The 17,839-nt window shown below is 41.0% G+C and carries 20 protein-coding genes and 1 pseudogene; 8 read left to right on the forward strand and 13 right to left on the reverse strand.

Translation table 11 applies throughout. The features are described 5' to 3' along the window. Positions 1–815: 815 nt before the first annotated feature. From SLP02_RS03630 to SLP02_RS03645, 4 genes are all read left to right on the forward strand, one after another. Positions 816–1,550: an SDR family oxidoreductase gene (locus tag SLP02_RS03630; protein ID WP_319419291.1), complete on the forward strand. Its 735-nt coding sequence runs from the start codon at positions 816–818 to the stop codon at positions 1,548–1,550. Between the two features lie 391 nt (positions 1,551–1,941). After that, on the forward strand, positions 1,942–2,670 hold the full coding sequence (gene folE / locus SLP02_RS03635) for a GTP cyclohydrolase I FolE (protein ID WP_413467094.1): 729 nt from the start codon (positions 1,942–1,944) through the stop codon (positions 2,668–2,670). Positions 2,671–2,885: 215 nt separating this feature from the next. Beyond that, complete coding sequence (locus tag SLP02_RS03640; protein WP_319419292.1) at positions 2,886–3,881, forward strand: aspartate carbamoyltransferase catalytic subunit; 996 nt, start codon at positions 2,886–2,888, stop codon at positions 3,879–3,881. A 57-nt stretch (positions 3,882–3,938) separates the two neighbouring features. Beyond that, positions 3,939–4,163, forward strand: coding sequence for a hypothetical protein (locus SLP02_RS03645; protein WP_319419293.1), 225 nt, complete (start codon positions 3,939–3,941; stop codon positions 4,161–4,163). 115 nt (positions 4,164–4,278) lie between these two features. Here the strand turns inward: SLP02_RS03645 and SLP02_RS03650 are convergent, their stop codons facing one another. After that, positions 4,279–4,815: a DUF4334 domain-containing protein gene (locus SLP02_RS03650; protein WP_413467319.1), complete on the reverse strand. Its 537-nt coding sequence runs from the start codon at positions 4,813–4,815 to the stop codon at positions 4,279–4,281. A 335-nt stretch (positions 4,816–5,150) separates the two neighbouring features. Here SLP02_RS03650 and SLP02_RS03655 point away from each other — a divergent pair, with 335 nt between their 5' ends. The 4 genes from SLP02_RS03655 (at position 5,151) to SLP02_RS03670 (ending at position 9,687) form a co-directional block, all read left to right on the forward strand. Continuing rightward, positions 5,151–5,462 carry a hypothetical protein gene (locus SLP02_RS03655; RefSeq protein WP_319419295.1) on the forward strand — a complete coding sequence of 104 codons (312 nt, stop codon included), beginning with the start codon at positions 5,151–5,153 and terminating at the stop codon, positions 5,460–5,462. Positions 5,463–5,541: 79 nt separating this feature from the next. Then, a complete protein-coding gene (locus SLP02_RS03660; RefSeq protein WP_319419296.1) occupies positions 5,542–5,937 on the forward strand; it encodes a nuclear transport factor 2 family protein in 396 nt (131 codons plus the stop codon). A 137-nt stretch (positions 5,938–6,074) separates the two neighbouring features. Beyond that, positions 6,075–8,477 (forward strand): GH116 family glycosyl hydrolase, encoded by a 2,403-nt coding sequence (locus SLP02_RS03665; RefSeq protein ID WP_319419297.1) that lies wholly within the window; start codon positions 6,075–6,077, stop codon positions 8,475–8,477. A gap of 124 nt (positions 8,478–8,601) precedes the next feature. Further along, positions 8,602–9,687: a pentapeptide repeat-containing protein gene (locus SLP02_RS03670; protein WP_319419298.1), complete on the forward strand. Its 1,086-nt coding sequence runs from the start codon at positions 8,602–8,604 to the stop codon at positions 9,685–9,687. 233 nt (positions 9,688–9,920) lie between these two features. Here SLP02_RS03670 and SLP02_RS03675 read toward each other — a convergent pair whose 3' ends face one another. The 12 genes and pseudogenes from SLP02_RS03675 to SLP02_RS03725 all read right to left on the reverse strand — a co-directional run bounded on the left by SLP02_RS03675 (position 9,921) and on the right by SLP02_RS03725 (position 17,778). Further along, positions 9,921–10,373 (reverse strand): cupin domain-containing protein, encoded by a 453-nt coding sequence (locus SLP02_RS03675; protein ID WP_319419299.1) that lies wholly within the window; start codon positions 10,371–10,373, stop codon positions 9,921–9,923. Positions 10,374–10,385: 12 nt separating this feature from the next. Further along, complete coding sequence (locus SLP02_RS03680; protein ID WP_319419300.1) at positions 10,386–10,781, reverse strand: RidA family protein; 396 nt, start codon at positions 10,779–10,781, stop codon at positions 10,386–10,388. Positions 10,782–10,802: 21 nt separating this feature from the next. After that, positions 10,803–11,309, reverse strand: coding sequence for a 2-oxo-4-hydroxy-4-carboxy-5-ureidoimidazoline decarboxylase (uraD, locus tag SLP02_RS03685; protein ID WP_319419301.1), 507 nt, complete (start codon positions 11,307–11,309; stop codon positions 10,803–10,805). An 18-nt stretch (positions 11,310–11,327) separates the two neighbouring features. Beyond that, positions 11,328–12,059, reverse strand: coding sequence for a GntR family transcriptional regulator (locus SLP02_RS03690; protein ID WP_319419302.1), 732 nt, complete (start codon positions 12,057–12,059; stop codon positions 11,328–11,330). 86 nt (positions 12,060–12,145) lie between these two features. Continuing rightward, positions 12,146–12,364 (reverse strand): type II toxin-antitoxin system HicB family antitoxin, encoded by a 219-nt coding sequence (locus SLP02_RS03695; RefSeq protein WP_319419303.1) that lies wholly within the window; start codon positions 12,362–12,364, stop codon positions 12,146–12,148. Further along, a pseudogene (locus SLP02_RS03700) lies at positions 12,361–12,585 on the reverse strand (type II toxin-antitoxin system HicA family toxin). The gene SLP02_RS03695 and the pseudogene SLP02_RS03700 overlap by 4 nt, the downstream one beginning before the upstream one ends. Before the next feature lie 18 nt (positions 12,586–12,603). Continuing rightward, on the reverse strand, positions 12,604–12,720 hold the full coding sequence (locus tag SLP02_RS26465; protein ID WP_413467095.1) for a GntR family transcriptional regulator: 117 nt from the start codon (positions 12,718–12,720) through the stop codon (positions 12,604–12,606). Between the two features lie 41 nt (positions 12,721–12,761). Next, positions 12,762–13,616 (reverse strand): DMT family transporter, encoded by an 855-nt coding sequence (locus SLP02_RS03705; RefSeq protein ID WP_319423648.1) that lies wholly within the window; start codon positions 13,614–13,616, stop codon positions 12,762–12,764. Positions 13,617–13,690: 74 nt separating this feature from the next. Then, complete coding sequence (locus SLP02_RS03710) at positions 13,691–14,143, reverse strand: GNAT family N-acetyltransferase (protein ID WP_319419304.1); 453 nt, start codon at positions 14,141–14,143, stop codon at positions 13,691–13,693. Positions 14,144–14,197: 54 nt separating this feature from the next. Continuing rightward, on the reverse strand, positions 14,198–15,352 hold the full coding sequence (solA, locus tag SLP02_RS03715; protein ID WP_319419305.1) for an N-methyl-L-tryptophan oxidase: 1,155 nt from the start codon (positions 15,350–15,352) through the stop codon (positions 14,198–14,200). A 59-nt stretch (positions 15,353–15,411) separates the two neighbouring features. After that, a complete protein-coding gene (locus tag SLP02_RS03720; RefSeq protein ID WP_319419306.1) occupies positions 15,412–16,128 on the reverse strand; it encodes a LysE family translocator in 717 nt (238 codons plus the stop codon). Positions 16,129–16,143: 15 nt separating this feature from the next. Beyond that, complete coding sequence (locus SLP02_RS03725) at positions 16,144–17,778, reverse strand: BCCT family transporter (RefSeq protein WP_319419307.1); 1,635 nt, start codon at positions 17,776–17,778, stop codon at positions 16,144–16,146. Positions 17,779–17,839: the final 61 nt, after the last annotated feature.

Genomic DNA, 17,839 nt, shown 5'->3' on the forward strand with positions numbered 1-17,839 from the left:
GTGAGACACTTGCGTTGCGGACGGCAGTTTTTGAGGCGAGGAAACGCCCCCGTTTAGGGGGCTTGTTCCACTCGCCTGTTGGGACAGAATACTCTGACCCAACCTCGACAGTTCCTTTAAGCGGGGGAACCCCGCCAACGGACTCAGATGCGGACGAAGCGTCCTTTCTCGCAAAACACGCCTCGTCTATGACCCGTTGCGAGACACCCTCAACAGTCCTCTGCGGAGGGAAACCCTCCTGCAAGGCTGTTTCGCAAAACCGTTGCGGGGGTTCCCCCCGTTGAGGTACCTGCGGGGGGTATCCCTTGGTTGTCGAGGGCGAGCAAAGTGTCGAAAAGGTTCCCTGGCATAAGCAAAGGCACGAACCATGCGCGGGGGTCTGACCGCTAATTCACATCAGACGTAAATTTAAGGCGATCGCCTTAAATGCTTGCCGAAAACCAATCAGTGAAACATTAAGATTAGCCAGTTATTTAGCTCAAATCGGCAATGCTATTTAGTAATGCTATAATGCTAAAGCAACATTTTGTTACATAAATTTTAATAAAACGTTGCCAAAAATGTACTAGTTCGCTATAGCTCTATTGGCAGTAGGGCTGCAAATACTATTAGTGAAAGACAGTAAATTAAGTCGTATAAACACTCACAGTATTTTATATTTAGCGTCATTGATGGTCAAAATATTTAGTAATATCAAGCTGTTAATGATCGATAAGGCAATTTAAAAGGATGCAATTAAAGCGCGGCGTTCTTAATTACCTGTGAAAGAGTGCAATTTTTATAGTTAGTAGTTGGGCAAACAAGCTCAAATAATAATGAATCCATCCTCAAATCAACTACGGGCAATAGTGACAGGTGCAAGTAGTGGTATTGGAAAAGCAACTGCCTTAGCCTTTGCTAAATCAGGTATTGAGGTTGCTCTAGTAAGTCGTTCTGCAAAAAATCTCAAAATCGTAGCTGATGAAATAAATGCTCTAGAAACTCAAGCTAAAGCAAGCGTTTATCCTATAGATTTAGCAATTGTAGATCGAGTCAAGCTAAAGATTGCTGAAATTTGCGACCATTTTGGCTCTATTGATATTCTAGTCAATAATGCAGGAATGGCATATACCAACTCTTTAAGTAATACAACCTTGGAAGATTGGCAAAAAGTGATCGAGCTGAACCTAAATAGCCCTTTTCAATGTATACAGGGAGTCTTACCGCAAATGCGCGATCGCCGTAAAGGTACAATTATTAACGTTGCCTCAATTGCTGCGTTTAATGCCTTTCCTGACTGGGGTGCTTATGGTGTAAGCAAAGCTGCTTTGGTGGCGTTGGGCAAAGCTCTATCAGTAGAAGAAAGAGCTAATGGTATTCGCACAGTAACAATCTCTCCTGGTTCGGTTAACACTCCAATTTGGGATACAGATACCGTCCAGGCAGACTTCGATCGCGAAGCAATGTTGACCCCAGAGATTGTTGCCCAATCAATACTCCATACAGCTTTACTACCTGATTACGCAGTAGTAGAAGAGATGATTGTTACGCCTAGTGGAGGGGCATTATAAGTAACGTTAGATCACGGCGCGTTTTGGGGCGAGGAAATGAGGGAAGACCCCGCGTCGCCGTAGGGCGCAAGGGAATGCTTCCCGATGCTCTCAGGCTCTATCGAGCCTCGACGTTGCTTTGCAACGGCGGCGGACAGAGAGTCCGCGAGAGCATATTCCACTCGCCCGTTGCGGTGAGGCAGTTGCGTTGCGGAGGTTCCCTCCGTTGAGCAAAGGCACGAACCCGAAGGGGGGTTTCCCCCGTTGAGCGGAGGAAACGCTCCCGTTTAGGGAGCTTGTTCCACTCCGCTGTTGAGGTTATTGTCGAGGTTCTGCATGAATCTTCATACATAAAAGCCGCCTTACTAAATTTAGTAGCAAGAGGACAGAGTTTTACTCGCATTAATTAATTATGACAACAGTTTCTTCTAACGGTTCTAGTAGTTCAGAATCTTTTAACAATAATGCTTCTAACCCATTAAAATCAAGTTTGCGAGAGCAGATTACTAGTAGACCCGATCGCAATACCCATAATGGCAAAGCTGCTCAAATAAAAGCAAAATCTGAAGCTGCCAAAGAAAAAATGATGGAAGCAGTTTATACAATGTTAGAGTGTGTCGGCGAAGATCCACAGCGAGAAGGATTACTCAAAACTCCTAAGCGAGTAGCTGAAGCAATGGAATACTTGACTAGTGGCTATAACCAATCTTTAGAAACCCTGGTTAATGATGCCATTTTTGACGAAGGACATAATGAAATGGTCTTGGTCAGGGACATCAACTTCTTTAGTCTCTGTGAGCATCATATGCTGCCCTTTATGGGTAGAGCGCACGTAGCGTATATTCCTAATCAAAAAGTAGTCGGTCTAAGCAAGCTTGCCCGTATTGTCGAAATGTATGCTCGTCGTTTACAGGTACAAGAGCGTCTTACTCGCCAAATTGCTGAGGCAATTAAAGAAACATTAGAACCCCAGGGAGTTGCCGTGGTTATGGAAGCGACTCATATGTGTATGTCCATGCGTGGAGTGCAAAAGCCTGGATCTTGGACAGTAACTAGTGCTATGTTAGGCGTATTTCAAGATGAACAGAAAACTCGTGAAGAATTTCTTAATTTAATTCGTCATCGACCTAGTTTTATGTAAAAGCATAGTATCAGCAAGTTTTTAGTTTAGATAACCTGATAATCCGATCGGTGTTTTGTCAATTTAAATTTGCTGTTGCTCAATTAATGTCAACGAGCGACCCCGCGTCGGCGGTAAGCTGTTCCTAAACGGAACAGCACGGGGACTCCTAAACGGGAAGCCACGCGGACTTGGGAATGCTGACTTAGCAAGAAAATGCGCGAGTCATAACTGATATGGTAATTAGCACTTGGACAAGAAGACATATCCTGTCTTTAATTGATTTTACGGCAGCAGAATACGAGATTGTATTACAAACCGCAGCTAGCTTTCAAAAAGTACTCTCAGGGAGAACTAAAAAAGTTCCTGCGCTTCAGGGTAGAGTTGTGGCAAATATGTTTTTTGAACCTTCTACCCGCACTCGTAGTAGTTTTGAATTAGCAGCCAAAAGGTTATCCGCTGATATTTTAAATTTTTCTCCTGGTAATTCTTCCCTCAGCAAAGGGGAAACAATCTTAGATACGGCAAAAACATATCTAGCAATGGGTGCGGACATCATGGTGATTCGCCATCAAGAAGCTGGTGTGCCTCAGGCGATCGCCATGGAGATGGATCGCCTAAATTCAGGAGTAACCATACTCAATGCAGGAGATGGTTTACATCAACATCCTTCTCAGGCTTTGCTGGATCTATTTACCCTTACTTCTGTCTTAGATGCCGATAATCCTCGTTTAGAATTATTAGCAGGTAAAAAAATTGCGATCGTCGGTGATATTCTTCATTCTAGAGTAGCCCGTTCTAATATCTATAGCCTAACCACAGCAGGAGCAGAAGTTCACTTAGCAGCACCTCCTACCCTTCTACCTAAAGCCTTTTTAGCAATGGTAAACCAACAGCGTCAGGGTAAATTATTTCTCCATTGGGAATTAAACCCCGCCCTAGAAAACGCTGATTTTGTGATGACGTTGCGGTTACAAAAAGAACGAATGACGGCGAATTTTATTCCCAGCTTACGAGAATATCATCAACTGTTTGGGATTACACGCGATCGCCTAAAAATATGTAATCCTAATGTTAAAGTACTTCATCCTGGTCCAACAAATCGCGGCGTAGAAATAACCTCAGACCTAATGGACGATCCTAGCTTGAGCCTCATTCCTCAACAGGTGGCAAGCGGTGTATCAACTCGTATGGCATTATTATATTTAATCGGCATAAAGGGCGAAAGTTAGAAGCTTGAAGGTTAAATAACTTCCGTACTTATTTGTATGGCGTTGCTGAATCGAGGTATGATTCTGTTTTTTAGACAACTAAACCAATTGGCAGGACAACTAAAAACTAAAAACTACGAGCAGATTACTGTTCGGTTTCATATTTTCAATCAGCAACGCCATTTGTCTTTATCAATTTCAACATTAATTAACAGTTCAGAAAGGCGATCGCCTAGTTTTCAGTTATTGAGCAAAAATTCTCATCTCATGTCGCCACAAAAGCCTGTGAATAATCTTTTATAGTCATTCTATCTAGTTTGCTTATGGTAGTTTTGTATTGATAACTAGGTTAAATGCTAATTGTTACTCGTTACTTTTTCCCAAAACCAACTGGTTGCTATTTAAAATGACTATCAGTCTAAATGGATCTGTCCAAGACGAAAAAGAATGGTTGTTGCATTGCTTTAAAATCCATCAAACCCAACACCGTATTTTCATTCACCTTTCTAAAAATGTCATTAATTGGCAGGTAGTCATAGATCATAGTTGCGCTTACTTTGCCTCGATGTTCCATCATCCGAACTCTGGCTTTACTTTCTTCGGTTTTGAACATTTTGAGCGTCAAACTATAAAACGGTTTTAGCGCATCGTTTTTGGGAATAGATATGTTGAGTCCCAGATTCGTGGCGGTAGGATTTAGATCTACCTTAAAAATCTTGTTGCCATCAGAGAATAGTAAAGGATGAACCGAATCTGCCGAGACAAATTCTTTTCCGTACCAACCAATAGTCTCTAATAAACCGTCCATCGGATGATTGGTGTGAAAGCCAGATCCTTTCCATCTACCCATCATGAACTTTAAATCCACAGTATCCAATTCATCAAAGAGTTTTAATGCTTCATCGGTACTAGTTTTCCCTTGTCGAGTTATCTGGAATTTCTCTAAAGTATTCATCATTTTTCAGGGAATGAAATAAAAATGCCCCCTTGATAGATTATCTTATCAATTGCTCGATCTTTCTCACCGACTCATCCGTATCCATCTCACTTAACAAAGGACATGATTAATTTTGTAGTTTTACGAGTTACTGTAGTTGCGATTTTTAAATAATTATTTAAGTATTAAATTAAGTAAATAATATAATAATACAGTAATTCATCAGAAACAGGCGATCGCTGTTACTTCGGGACAATGGGCTACAGTCTGGGACATACCAGGAAGACTGGCTAGTGAATCTGCATCAAAATACAAAAAATTATTTAAAGAAAAGAATCGATCGAGCAACTACCATGACCAAAAAACAACGCAAGCCACTTGATGATTCTCTAGCTTCAGAATTTGTCTTTGGCGGAGATAAACCCCAAACAGGAGCAGCACCCACACCAGATATTGAATTAGGTGTCGAAGAGGAATCAACACCCATTGCACCTATCGAAGAAAAACTACAGGTTGAAGCAAAAGAGGGAACTAAGGGTTTTACTATTGACTTGAAAGAATCAATACACCGAAAATTGTCTATTCTTGCAGCTAAAGCAGGTAGAAGTAAAGCAGATATCGTCATAATGTTACTTGATAATGCACTTGAAAATGTAAATGAGTAAATACTTACTTGCTTAAGCACTGCATTAATTATAGCGATCGCCATTTCTTTAAAAGATCTTTTCTCGGTTGTAAAATTTCATGACTAATTCACCAGACCAAGAAGCAGTATTAGCTGCCAATCAAGCCTTTTACGATGCCTTTTCCAGCAAAGAACTGGGAAACATGAACCGTTTGTGGTGGCAAGGTTCGTCCAGTTTGTGTATTCATCCTGGAGGCGGGATGCTGGTGGGATGGGATACAATTCAAGCTTCTTGGAAATCTATTTTTAGCAACACTGATTCAATAGAAATTGATGTAGAAGTTATTAAGGTCGAAGTCGATCAAGCTATTGCTTATATAGTAGTCCGCGAAACCGTGTTGCAGTCGAGCCGAGGCAGAAAACTAAAAGCACAATCAATAGCAACCAACATCTTTCAGAAGATGGCACAAAAATGGTATCTAGTTCAACATCATGGTAGTCCGATCATGCGCTAGTTTTTAGTTAAAAGTGCGATCGCGGTTAAGCAAGTCAAGCAGCAGAAGATATATTTCTAAATAATATTTGTGGGGTTTCTGGTTAATCAAGGATTTAACTGTTATCCTGAATTTTGCTTAATTACTTATTTAAGTACATGACACCTAACTCTCAGATTCCTCATTGTGCTTGGCAACGTCCTATAGGAAAAGGATGGTCAAAACCCTATACTGTTCGCTATGCAAGTAATCTGGATGATGGCCCTTGGCACGGAATGCCTTTGGGTGGAATGGGTGCAGGCTGTATTGGGAGATCCACTAAAGGGGATTTTAATCTTTGGCATTTAGATGGAGGAGAGCATATCTTCAAGTCTTTACCTGCCTGTCAGTTTAGTATTTTTGAACAGACAGAATCAGCGACTCAGGCTTATGCTTTGTGTACGGAAGCCCCAGAAGATGATACCTTGTCTCGTTGGTCTTGGTATCCGCAGTCAAAGGGGACTTACGGTGCGCTATATCCTCGCAGTTGGTTTGAATATGAAGGTGTATTTGCTGCGGATCTTACCTGTGAACAGTTTTCACCAATTTGGGCAGAAAATTATCAAGAGTCTAGCTATCCGATAGTTAACTTTGACTGGACGGTGCATAATCCAACAGATAAGCCGATAACCCTGAGTATTATGCTCACTTGGCAGAATGTTATCGGCTGGTTTACTAATGCGATTAAATCGCCAACAGTCAAGGTGCGAGATGATGGTAGTCCAGAATATGAATATCAACCAAAATGGCGAGACAGTACGGGTAACTATAACGAATGGATTGAGGATAATTATCGAGTCGGTTGCTTGCTGAATCGAGTCCAGGCACATGAGGAGGTACAGGAAGGAGATGGACAAATTGCGATCGCATCTGTATTTAATCCTAGTCTAGAAGTATTTTATCTCAGTCGCTGGAATCCTGACGGGAATGGTTCAGAAGTTTGGGATTACTTTGCAGCCGACGGTTCATTACCTGACCAGCAAGACGAAACTCCCGCCGATCCTGGGGAACAAATTGCCTGTGCGATCGCCATTCGGTTTACAATTAAACCAGGAAAAACTAAGCAAATTCCTTTTACTTTAGCTTGGGACTTGCCTGTTACCGAATTTAAGCAGGGAATTAACTATTTTCGTCGCTATACAGACTTTTTTGGGCGCAACGGTAAAAATGCCTGGAGTATGGTCAGGACTTCTCTCAAACACGGTGACTTATGGAAAGAGAAAATAGCAGCTTGGCAAAAACCTATTTTGCAACGGGATGACTTACCCGACTGGTTTAAAATGGCACTGTTTAACGAGCTATATTTACTGGCAGACGGTGGGACTCTCTGGACGGCAGCCACAGAAAACGACCCTGTAGGACAGTTTGGGATCTTGGAATGTATGGACTATCGCTGGTACGAAAGCCTAGATGTGCGTCTATACGGCTCATTTGGTCTAATGATGCTCTGGTCGCGCCTCGATAAATCCGTCTTAGAAGCTTTTGCTAGAACTATTCCCCATCACGATAATACACCCCGCATAGTAGGTTACGATGGCTCAAGTGCTATTAGAAAAGAAGGTGGTGCAACTCCCCATGACCTTGGCGCACCCAACGAACATCCTTGGGAAGAAGCTAACTATACTTCTTATCAAGATTGCAACCAATGGAAAGACTTACCCAGTGATTTTGTCTTGCAGGTATATCGAGATTATGTCCTAACCGATGGCGCAGATATTAACTTCCTTTGGGAATGTTGGGACAGTATTACTCAAACCTTGGCATATCTAAAGAAATTTGACCGCGATCGCGATGGCATCCCCGAAAACTCTGGCGCACCCGATCAGACCTTTGATGACTGGAGATTAAAGGGTATTAGTGCCTACTGCGGTGGTTTGTGGATAGCAGCCTTAGAAGCAGCTATCAAAATCGGCGAAATATTAATTGCCAACCCACCGACAAATCCTAACCTGCAACCTTCAGATTTTCCCGCAGGTATAGAAAATGCAGTTGATACCTATCGTAGCTGGTTACATCAAGCGCGATCGCTTTATCATGATGCTCTTTGGAATGGTGAATACTATCGTCTCGATACCGAAAGTGGCTCAGATGTAGTCATGGCAGATCAACTCTGTGGACAGTTTTATGCTCGTTTATTAGGTTTACCCGACGTAGTAGAAGAACAATATACCAAATCTACTCTTAACAAAATATACGATTCTTGTTTTCTTAAGTTCCATGATGGCAAATACGGTGCAGCTAATGGTGTATTACCTGATGGTAGTCCCGTCAACCCCGATGATACCCATCCTTTAGAAGTATGGACGGGAATCAACTTTGGTTTAGCTGCTTTTATGCTGCAAATGGACATGAAAGAAGAAGCCTTTAAGCTAACAGAAACCGTGGTTAAGCAAGTATATGAAAATGGCTTACAGTTTCGTACTCCTGAAGCCATAACAGCAGTTGGTACTTTTAGAGCCAGTCACTATTTAAGAGCGATGGCTATCTGGGGTATTTATGGTGTTTTGTGTGGCTGGGATTAGTTTCTCGCAAAGACGCAAAGGCGCAAAGGATTTAATTGCTTGTAAGGAATGTTATAAAAGAAAAAATTAAGTATTGATGATTATTCTCGTAAAGCTATTTATGAGCATTTGAGTCAAATTAAAAATGCAATTAAAAACCTTAACTATTATTTTCTCCTTATTTCCTCTTCTTGCGGGATGCCAGGGAATATTCCTAGACTGCACAAGTAAACAGACTACCAATCAAAGACATCTTAAACGTTTACTCAAAACCAAAAAATGTACTAATTGCTATTTGGGAGATGCCGATTTAAAAGGTGCCGATTTAAAAGGTGCCGATGATTATTTTCTGTCGGGATCTTATTTAGTTAAAGCCGTTTTAGATGATGCTGATTTAAGGAATGCTAATCTTGGCAACACTCAGTTTAGCTGGTTCGATGGGAATTATGGTGCGGGAGCAAATGGTTATATTGGACCACCCACCAGTTGTTATGTAAGTTTATCGGCTTCTCTTAAGAGAGTGAATTTAAGCGGTGCAAACTTAAGCGGTGCTAATTTGCGAGATGTTGAGTTGCAAGGAGCAAACCTACAAGGTGCTGATTTATCAGACACTAATCTATATCAGGCAAGATACACTAAAGCAAGAATGTTTGAGAAGGAAAGTATAGAAAATGGAGATACAAATTTTCCCGCTCAGTTTGAACCATCAAAGGCAGGTATGATTCGAGCTGGGGAATATCCTTCTGGGGAATATCCTTTAGATTTTAGTAAGGTAGACATCAAAACTGTAGATCTAAGAGGTAAGGTTATTTACCAAGAAAACTTTGACGGTCGAGATTTGAGTGGATTAAGTTTTAGAGCTACAAAATTCATCGAGGTTTCTTTTGAAAACGCCAATCTAAATAACACCGACTTCGACCATGCAGAATTTTTTAAAGTATCTTTCAAAAAAGCTCAACTAGTTAAAGCTAGTTTATCCAGTGCAAATCTATCGCAAACAGACTTACAGAAAGCGAATCTTAGCTATGCTAGACTTACTCACGCCAACTTACAGGGAGCTAATTTACAAGAAGCGAACCTCAGCTACTCGCGATTAGGTCTAGCAAGTTTTCAACAGGCAAATTTGTCAAATGCGACCCTTCCCGATTTAGGAATGAATTACAACAAGTCTAGAATGTTCAAAGGCGCAATTATGCCTAACGGTTCAGTTTATCAAGAAGATACTAAATAATATAATTAAGCTGCAAATTTTAGCGGATAAAGGTTCGATATTTAAGAATGTGGACTCACTACGAATAAACATTTTCTAGTGTAGCTAATTTACAGAAAAGCGATCGCGCCGTCATAGTAGAGAATGCGTTGATAGACATAGCTCTTATCCTTCTTGTTCATTTGGACAAAGAAACTTGACCTCAATACTTTATACTTTTTGAATAAAACTCCAGTTTTCAAAGTGGGCAGGGTTTAAGAGGCTGGATATTGGTCAAATTTTTGCATTAATTCCAATAGTTCTTCTTGACTGGGTTGTCGTCCATCTTTTTTCAATTCTGCCAAGCCGATAAAATATTGCTCTCGCGAATCTGCGGGACAAAACATAATTAAGAACTTAGCTCTTTTCGCACTACGATTGGAAAAACCATGAGGCGTGTTTTCTGGCACGCTCATCAAACTTCCTGAGACAGCGGTTATTTTCTGTTGACCTAGCACCAATTCTAGTTCCCCTTCCACAACATAAAAGATCTCGGTCATCTGTTTGTGTATATGAGGACTTGGACCTTCGGTTTCTGGCTCTAAGGTATATTCAAATAGTCCAAAGTGACCATGAGTATCCTTTCCTGTCAGCTTAAAAGTACAGTTACTCGTACCAATTGTTACCGACTGTCCTTCTCCTGGATGAAGAATGATGGGTAATGACATTTTAAAAACCTCTTAAGAATTAGGAATTACTGTTACTGCATCAATCTCAAACAACATTTTATCGTCTGCTAGTCTAGGTACGGGAATTAGAGTACTAGCTGGCTTCTGACTTGACCAGAAAGAATTTCTCTTGGCAGAGATTAAGCGTAGTTTATCTTCATCGTGATCGACTGAAAGAATGGTAATCTTTACCACGTCTTCTGGAGTAGCACCCACTGCGGTAAGTGCTATTTGTAAATTAGCAAATGATTGTTCTAATTGCTCGGCAAAACTACCATAATTGCCGTTTTTGTCTGCCCCGCCTTGTCCTGCTATATAAACTAAGTTTGAACCAGATGGCACAATAACAGCTTGAGTATATCCATAGCCAGATGAATCTCCAAGTTCTGGTGGATTGATATGCTTCATGTTTTTAAAGTGTTTATATGCTTATTTTGTTAATGTTTCTAGACGAAGTTGAGCAATTTTACTAATTTCTGATAAAGCCTGCTGTTTTTCTTGTTCTGGAGTATTTTTTAAACGAGTTTCAAAAGCTTTTAAAATACTATCTTTAGTTTGGTTTTTAACTGCAATAATAAAAGGAAAATTGAACTTATCTTTATAAGCCTGATTGAGAGATTGAAAACGCTGATATTCTGACTCGGATAAGCGAGCTAAGCCAACTCCTGCTTGCTCTTGTACCGAAGCTTCTGCCATCTTCGTTTTACTACCTAAGTCGGGGTGAGCTTTGATTAATGCTACTTGTTCAGCCTCACTCATATTATTTACTACTGCAACCATAGCTTGATACAAAGCATCAATATCTTTAAAAGGTCTGCTGTGCCATGTTTGGTTGGCAATTTCAGGCGTTTCTTCCCAAATCTCGCCCAAAGCAGCAGTAAACGACCCTTGAGACATCTGATTTAATTGAGCGATTTCATATTGTTGATTATTCATTTTTTCTCTATTAAAATCCTAAATCTTGTTTTTTAATGATACTGAGTAGCAAGTGCGATCTGCGCGTGAAAGGGTTTCACCGCAAACTAAAGGTTGTTGCTTCTTCCCATAAGCAACATAACGATAGACTAAAATTGGAGTGCCTAAAGGTACTTGAAGATGTTCGGCAATATCAGATGTGGCATGGGTGCTTTCTAGAACAACTTCTGTAGATGCTAAGTAATAGCCAGATTGATGAAGAGTAGCGTAGGTAAAGCCCATTTGCAATAATTCTGCCAGATTTTCTGCTATATCTACTGGAAAATAGGAAATATCTAGAGCGATCGCCTGACGGTCTGCTAGAATAATTTTTTGCTGTTGATAAACCTCAGTTTTAGGCTGAGATAATTCTAATTGAGTGCAAATTTCTGAAGAAGCTTTAATAAGTTGGAAACTGAGATTACAAATTTCACCTGTTATTCCTTGTCGAGATAAATCTTCGTTAAAAAAGGTGAGGGGATTTGATAAGGAAAAGCTAATCTTTTGCTGCTGTTTGACAAAAGCACCTTTTCCTTGCTGCGTATATACAAGTCCTTGATTGATTAAATTGGCGATCGCTTTTCTGACTGTAGTTCTACTTACTCCAAACAAAGCACCAAGATCGAATTCGCTAGGCAATAGTTCTCCTGGGGAATAAACTCCAGCTTCGATTTCGGTTCTCAGCTTTTCTGAGATTATTCGATGCAGTGGTTTTTTAGTCTGCTTTGCCATAGTAAAAGTAACGATCGCAGAAGATTTATTTTTAAATAAGTTAAATTATTAAAAGCGATCGCTTCTATCTCATCAAAATCATAATTTTAAGCAATTTGCAGCGTACTAGGTTTGGGAATGGGTTCGTCTTCTGCTTGCCAAGCTTTTAAATACATCTCAATTACTTCTTCTGCTTGGCGAATTGCCTCTTCACGAGTTTTACCATGAGTACAAGGCATGATAACGCGATCGGCAAATTCTGGAATCGTAACTAGAAAGAGTCGATCCTCATTACTCCATTGAACAATCATGCTGTATTGGTTCATGAATCTTTATCCTCTCTTAATTCTTCTAGTTTAGTTAATAACTTAGCTAACTGCTTTTCTAAGTAAAGTGGTACATCATTCCCATCTTTACCTGGAATTGTTAGTGTTTTCTCAAGCAAAGGGTGTCGCCAACGTTCATGACTACCTTTACCACGCTAGGGTAGATACACAAATCCCTCACGGGCAATTTGAGCTTTTAACTCTCTAATTTTTCTGGGCATAAACTTTGTTTGTCTACCTTATGCGATCGCTTTTCTTACTGTAGTTTTACTTACTCCAAACAAAACACCAAGCTCGAATTCGCTAGGCAATAGTTCTCCTTTGAATGGGGATAAATAATTACTGTATCTCAGCACAGCATCTTATTTGATGTTATATGAAGCATAGTTTAAACCTTTTAATATTTTACGAACATCATCAACCCACCTAAAATCAGAAACAAACCAATAGTAGATATGATATTGGGTATTGGTTTGCCTAAGAACACCATGCCACCAATTAAGGCAAACACAACCTCACTTGATTGGGTTGCATCAACGCCAGCTATTTGACTTGAATTAGAAGCCAGATTCCTGGCATATAAAAAAATACTGGTACCAATTATCCCTGAAAATAGAGCTACTAAAAGCGTATTCAATAGTTGAGAATAGCTGGGTAAGGGTGGCTGTGAAATTAGAATCAGAATTATCCACAGAGGGAAAGATCCCAAGGTTAACAGCATAACTTTATTGAAAACATTAGTTAAAAGAGGGGAGTCAATCTTAGGAACTCTTTTATGGCTTCCATGTTTTGCTTCCCAAACGAGTTGATTGCCTAACGGATAACAGAACGCTGCAATGATTACGGGAAATCCTCCAAGCACCAGCACTCGTAGATTAAATTCATCTATACGGGATAAATTGACCATACATACGCCAGCAAAGATAATTAATGCATAAATCCAGACTCTTTTGGGAAATGACCGACCAAACAACATCAGCACCAAGAGAGTAGCGACTGTGGTGAACTGGTACGTTGCAGCAATTACCCACCCTGGTGAAAAGTCGGCACTAAAACAGATAAGTGCGTAAAATGCCCCAAATCCAATACTTCCGCTTAAAATCCAAAACTGCCAGTTTGACAAAAAAAGCTTGAGTACGTCTTTTATCCGATTAATCCCACCCTGAACAAAAAGAATTACGACCAACATCAAAGCCATAAAAACATAGCGTAAGGATGCTGACCAAACCCAATGACCGCCAGACGAACTCATCACTTCATTTAATAGGAAAGTCGAACTGAAAAATGCACTTGAGAATATACCCATCAAAATCAACTTCGACATTTTTAATCAAGGTTTTTGGACATATAAACGCGATCATAACCGTTTTCGCGAACTCGTCTAATTTCACGATAGCCGATATGTGTATACAAACTGATATTCTCAGTCATCTTTTCGTGAGTGTAGAGCGTAATCGTCTTGAATCCCAATTCTAGAGCTTTATTTTCGGCGGTTTCTAAAAGAATTTTGCCAATGCCTTTATTTTGATGATCTCGATGGACGGCAATGTTATCGAGAAGAAAAATTGAGTTGACTATCTTCAGGACAATCAAGCCGAATATGGAGTCTTGCTTTTCAGCTACATAGACGTAATCCATTTCGATGACTTCTTGATAGTTTTCTAGCATTGGTGCAGGAGGTTTTCCTATTCTTTCGATATATGAGCAATAGGCATCGTGGATAAGGGTGGCGATCGCCTGGACATCGCCACCCTGTGCCCGTCGAATGTTAATAGTCATTGACAGCATATTCTCTAAGAAAGTTTTATATCGTCAGATTGAAATTTGTGAATCCTATACGGCTACCTGCTGAAAACGAGACAGCTTAAACAAGCTAGTGTCATGTTGAGTTTTTCCTTTTAAAGCTAATTCCGCCAGCATCTTACCCATTAGGGTGGTGAATTTAAAACCGTGTCCAGAAAAGCCCGCCCCAAATGCTATGTGGGGATAATTAGGATGGTTATCGACTACAAAATGTTTGTCAGGTGTGAGGGTATAAAGACAGCGACGAGTAGAAATTGTCTCCCCTGCTGCATCAGGAATATATTGACGGGAAAAGTTACGGATATATTCTACCCACTCTTCATCGGGAGTATAGTCTACCTCACTGGGATGATCTACAGTTTGCCAGCCATAAAAGGTTGTTACTTTTACGCCAATGCTTTCATCTTCGTGGGGAATACCATAGGGCATTTCGCCGTATTCGCCATTCATGTGAGCAAAAAATACGGGAAAGTTTCCAGGCTTAAATTTTGCTGATTTTGGTTGGTAAAATCCTAGCTGACAGGGCATAATTTTTAGCGGTAGATTAATACCTTGTTCGGCTAACAAGGCTTTTGACCAACTACCTGCGGTGATTACGAGTCTTTCTGCTAGATATGTCTCGGTTTCGGTTTTTATTTCTACACGATCGCTATGAGGAATAATCTTAATCACGGGAGTGCGATCGCAAACTGTCGCCCCATACTTTTGAGCCAAACGAACATGAGCCAGCACACAGCGAGAAGCTTTTAGCAATCCCGTGTCCGCCTGAAACAAAGCTGCCATACCATCATCTAAATTAAACTGAGGAAAACGCCGATCAACTTCTTTTTTTTCTAAATATTCATAGTCCAATCCCGCTCGATCCATACTTTGCTTTAGCTTTTGGAATGTTTCTTCACTGGGAAAGCCAAAATCTAAACCACCTGTCTTTACATAAAGCTGCTCTCCAGCCTCTTCTTGTAGGGCAAACCAAAGAGGATAAGCAGCCCGCATTAGCTCAATATAGATCGGATTGTCGTAGGTATAGCGAATTACCCGCGAGAAGCCATAAGAACTTCCTTGTTGGTGGTTGAGTTCAAATTGTTCGAGTAATAAAACTTTTTGTCCTGATTTAGCAAGATAGTAAGCAGCAGCACTACCTACCCCACCAGCACCAAGAACGATCGCATCAAATTGTTGTACCATTACGAATCAATAATTTACAGTATTTATTATAATTATTTTTTTGAGTCACTCATAAATAGCTATTTGCTGCTACGACCAGCAAAGGCAGTCATCATACCTAGCCCAATAAATGCACCACCGCTCATATAACGTCCGAGTTGGCGAAATCCCTTTGCCCGTGCCAATGTTGGGGCAATAGAACCCGCAGTTAACGCATATACAGTATCGGTTGTTGCTGCTATAGCGACGAATAACGCACCAAGCATCACGCTTTGCAGCATGGGCGTTGTTGTTTCCATAAATTGAGGCAGAAAAGCAGCAAAAAAAATAGCTGTTTTGGGATTAAGTAAGGCAACAATAAAACCATCTCGAAAAATCCTCCAGGGTTGAGCAGAATTGAGTTTTTTCCTTACTTCCGACTCAGGCAATAAGCCTGACGGACAGGGCGTTAGCCCAGATCGTCGTCTTACGACGACTGGCGATGCTTCCGCATCGCGTGCTTCGCTACGCAATACTTGAATCCCAAGATAAACTAGATACAAAGCTCCTGCATACTTAACTATCGTGAACGCAACCGAAGACACAGCAAATACAGCAGCGAGTCCCACCGATGCACCGATAGCATTGCCAAGGTTGCCCAACGCCACCCCTGCAACTGAAGCCAGTCCTGAACGCCTACCTTGAGCTAGGCTGCGAGTGACAATATAGAAAACGCCTGGTCCAGGAGTTACAGCCAGAACGAAGCTTGCAGCCAAAAAAGTTGTAAGTAATGACCAAGGCGGTAAAAGTTCATTCATTAGACTTTTGACTTCTTACTTATTCACAACCAGACTCTTTTTCATCTCAGTTGCTTGTAACTCTTCCGCCTCAAGCATCGCCATTTCTTCATTCAGCCCACGATAAAGACTAAAACACATTACCAAAAGCACGACCGCAAAAGGTAAACCTGTAGTAATAGAAGCAGTTTGTAGAGCCTGCAAGCCACCGCCTAAAAGCAAAGCTGCTGCTACTACCCCTTCGGTAACTGCCCAAAATACTCTTTGAGGAGTAGGAGAATCTAATTTCCCTCCAGAGGTTATGCTATCTACCACTAACGAGCCTGAGTCGGAAGAGGTAACAAAAAATACGGTTACTAAGATAATGCCAATAAAAGAAGTGATCGCGGTTAGAGGCAACTGCTGTAACATCACAAACAGGGCAGTTGCTACATTATCTTCAACCGCTTGGGTAATTGCTGTCCCTGGTTGATTCAGTTCTAAAAACAGTGCCGTACCGCCAAAAGTAGACATCCATAAAAAAGTCAGTAAAGAAGGTAGCAGTAAAACTCCTAAGACAAACTCCCGTATAGTTCTACCCTTAGAGATGCGAGCGATAAAAATACCAACAAAAGGCGACCAAGATACCCACCAACCCCAGTAAAATACTGTCCAGCTATTTTGCCAGTCGGTTTGCTCAAAAGTCTCCGTCCAAAGGCTAAGAGTCGGCAGCGAGGCAATATAATAACCAAGGGTTTGCACAAATGAGCCGAGAATGAATAATGTTGGTCCAGCTATCAGTACAAACGCCATAAATAAACCAGCTAGCAACATATTCAGTTCGCTCAAACGGCGCACGCCACTATCCAAGCCAGATACTACCGAGGCGGTGGCAAAACCCGTAATAATTGCAATTAAAGCAACTTGAACTGATGTATTGTCTGCCAGTCCGAACAAGAAATTTAGTCCTGCGTTAACCTGCTGTACGCCCAAACCCAAAGAAGTGGCTAACCCAAACAAAGTTGATGCTACCGCTAAAATATCAACTACGTTACCCCACCAACCATAAATGCGATCGCCCAACAGGGGATAAAATACAGAACGAATAGTTAGGGGTAATCCGCGATTATAGGCAAAGAAAGCCAAAGCCAGACCAACAAGCGCATATACTCCCCAGGCATGAAGTCCCCAGTGAAAAAAGGTAATCCCCAACGCTTCCTGGGCCGCTGCTGCCGTATCGGGCTTTACTCCACCAATCGGCGGAGTCTGAAAGTGAAAAACTGGTTCGGCAACGCTCCAAAACATCAGTCCAATTCCCATCCCTGCGCTAATTAGCATGGCAATCCAGGCAAAGGTGGGAAACTCTGGGCGAGCATCTTGTCCTCCAAGGCGGATTTTGCCAAACCGACTAAATGCCAGAATAACAACTACGCTTAGGTAGATACTAACCACCAAAATCATAAACCAACCCATTGCATTAGCAATAAAGGTTTGTAAGCTGCTAAAGGCTGCTTCTGCTGGTTTTTGAAAAATAAGAGTTACCAATACAAAAAGTAGAATTAGTCCCGCCGAAACAAAGAATACTTCTGGGTGAATATCAAATCCCCATTTTTGTAGATTCCTATCTCCAGGAACTCGCTTTGAAGAATTAGGGCTAGAACTTTCTCTCGAACGAGGCTCTTTTCCATTCATAATTTTTTCTCCTTAAACAAGGTGTTATAAGCACAAAGTTTGAATAGCTATAAATTAAGCA

The organism is Pleurocapsa sp. FMAR1 (assembly GCF_963665995.1).
Taxonomy (GTDB): Bacteria; Cyanobacteriota; Cyanobacteriia; order Cyanobacteriales; family Xenococcaceae; genus Waterburya.